The following is a 2,478-nucleotide window of genomic DNA, read 5'->3' as shown; positions in this document are numbered from 1 at the left end:
GCGTGCGGGTCCACCGGGCTCCGGCTTGTCGCGCTCCGGTCCGCCGCGCTCCGGCGTAGCGGGGTCCGGCCCGGGGCGCCCCCGGCGGGGGGGGGGCGCCTCCCACCACCACCGGATCAGCCGACGCGTTCGATACGTGCCTTGCGGATCAGGAACTTGCCGGGCTCGCGGACCTGCTCGAAGGCCGCGTTGTTGAGCAGCGCGCAGCTTCCGGAGGCGGAGGTGACCTCGACGGTGGTGGACTTGTTGTTGTCGAGGTTGGTGACCTTGAGCTTGGTGCCGACCGGGAAGGTGCCGCTGGAGGCCGCGGGGGCGCCGGCCTCACCGGAGAGGGTCACGGTCGAGCCCTGGCAGACGACCTCACCGACGGCGCCGCCGTTCTGGTCGCCGCCGTTCTGATTGCCACCGGCCTGGTTGCCGCCGTTGCCCGCGCCTTGGTTCCCGGCGCCCTGGTTGCCGCCCGCCCCCGCGCCCGCCCCCGCGCCCGCGCCTACGCGCTCGACGCGCACCTGCCGGATCACGTTCTTGCCGGGCTCGCGCACCTGCTCGAAGGCCGCCGCGTTCAGCAGGGCGCAGCTTCCGGACGTGGAGGTGATCTCCACCGTGGTGGTCTTGTTGTTGGCCAGGTTGGTGACCTTGATCTTGGTGCCGATCGGCAGTTCGCCGCTGGAAGCCGCGGGAGCGCCGGCGTCATTGGAGAAGGTGAGGTTCTGCCCGGCGCAGACCACCTCGCCGTTCCCGCCGCCCGCCGCCTGGCCCTGACCGGCGGCCGGGGGCTGGGCCGGAACGGCGGCTGACTGGTCTGAGCCGCCGGAGCCCTCGGCGCATCCCGCCGCCTTCTGCTGGACCTTGATCTGCTTGATCACCGCTTCCCGGTTGGCGATCCGTGCCGCCGACTGCGCGTCGGGGGTGGCCCGCTGACCGGCGATGAAGTTCTCGTTGTTGCGGACGGCCTGAGCGAGTCCGCCACAGGCCGCGGACGCGTTGCCCGTTCCCGCGTTGCTTGTGCCCGTCATGACGATGGCGGTGCCGCCGACCAGCGCCGCAGCGCCGATGAGCAGGGTGATCTTCTTCTTACCGCTGAGGGTCTTCTTGCGCGACACGTGAGAGCTCCTGTTCCCGGCCGTGGACGGCGACCGGATCCGATCCGTGTTGCCGCTACGTACGGGTAGGGCGCGCGGCGCCGCTCAACGAAACAGACGTAACTTCCTTAACTGGGACTTAAGTTTTCGCAGGCAGCGCGGACGCAGCTGATGGATCATGAACGGATGAGCCCACGAACGATCACCGCGGACGCATCGGGCACCTGGGCCCTCGGGGACCTCAAGGTCAACCGGATCGGCTTCGGCACGATGCGCCTGCCTCAGCACGGCAAGGCCCTCATACCCGACGCCGTCCCCGGCGACCGCGACCAGGCGATCGCGGTGCTGCGCCGCGCGGTGGAGCTCGGGGTGAACCACATCGACACCGCGGCGTTCTACTTCTCGCCGCTGCGTTCCGCCAATGAACTGATCAACCGGGCCCTGGCCCCGTACTCGGACGACCTCGTCATCGCCACCAAGGTCGGACCGCACCGGGACATGAGCGGGGAGTGGACCGAGCATGCCCGGACGGCACGGGAACTGCGCGGACAGGTCGAGGAGAACCTGCGCCAGCTCGGCCGTGACCACCTCGACCTCGTCAACCTGCGGATCGTCGGCGCGGACTCCATCGCCGACCGTTTCGGCGCACTCGCCGAGCTGCGCGAAGCGGGGCTCATCCGCCAGCTCGGCGTCTCCAACGTCAACGCCGAACAGCTCGCCGAGGCCCAGTCGATCGCACCCGTCGTCTGCGTGCAGAACGCCTACGGAATCGGGCTGCGGCCCGAGCACGACGCGCTCGTCCGCAGCTGCGGCGAGCAGGGTGTGGCGTTCGTGCCGTTCTACTCCGTCGCCGGTTCCGGGGGCCAGGAGGGAGTGACCTCCCCCGAGCACGACGTGGTGCTCGCCGTGGCGCGGGCCCACGGGGTGAGCGCGGCCCAGATCCGGCTGGCCTGGACCCTCCACCGCGGCCCGCACATGCTGGCCATCCCCGGTACGAGCGACCTGGGGCACCTGGAAGCGAACATCGCCGCCGGAACCCTGTGCCTCAGCGACGACGAGCTCGCCTCCCTGGACGCCGCGCACCGCGCGTCAGCCGGGGCGTAAGGAGCCCGGGCGCCCGCGTCCTCCCGGTCGGTCGCGGTCTTCAGCCGCGCCCGAGCGCGTCCCGTACCGCCTCGTCCGTACGCCCCACCACGGCCGTACCGTCGTCGGCGGTGATGATCGGACGCTGGATCAGCTTCGGATGCTCGGCGAGCGCCGCGATCCACCGGCCGCGCGAGGACTCCTCGCGCGGGGCCGCCCCCACCCCCCCGTGGATAGGGGGCACCCACCGGGGGGGGGGGGTGGTCCCCGCGGGCCAACCCCGCCCCGGGGGCGCCCCCGCGGGGTACGGCCG

2 protein-coding genes and 1 pseudogene are annotated in these 2,478 nt (G+C 71.9%); 1 reads left to right on the top strand and 2 read right to left on the bottom strand.

The features are described from left to right. Nucleotides 1-116: 116 nt before the first annotated feature. Nucleotides 117-728: a hypothetical protein gene (locus ACFWI9_RS29580; protein ID WP_387166879.1), complete on the bottom strand. Its 612-nt coding sequence runs from the start codon at nucleotides 726-728 to the stop codon at nucleotides 117-119. 540 nt (nucleotides 729-1,268) lie between these two features. On the opposite strand from ACFWI9_RS29580, the gene ACFWI9_RS29575 reads away from it, so the two are divergent. After that, the gene (locus tag ACFWI9_RS29575) at nucleotides 1,269-2,186 is read left to right on the top strand and encodes an oxidoreductase (RefSeq protein ID WP_387166876.1); all 918 of its coding nucleotides are present in this window, start codon (nucleotides 1,269-1,271) and stop codon (nucleotides 2,184-2,186) included. 40 nt (nucleotides 2,187-2,226) lie between these two features. Here the strand turns inward: ACFWI9_RS29575 and ACFWI9_RS29570 are convergent. After that, nucleotides 2,227-2,376 (bottom strand): annotated as a pseudogene (locus ACFWI9_RS29570) (ArsC/Spx/MgsR family protein); the annotation flags it as partial. Between the last annotated feature and the right edge of the window lie 102 nt (nucleotides 2,377-2,478).

Origin of the sequence: Streptomyces sp. NPDC127084, from assembly GCF_042724175.1 — a bacterium.
Lineage (GTDB): Bacteria > Actinomycetota > Actinomycetes > Streptomycetales > Streptomycetaceae > Streptomyces.
This window is presented reverse-complemented; position numbering and strand designations above follow the sequence as displayed.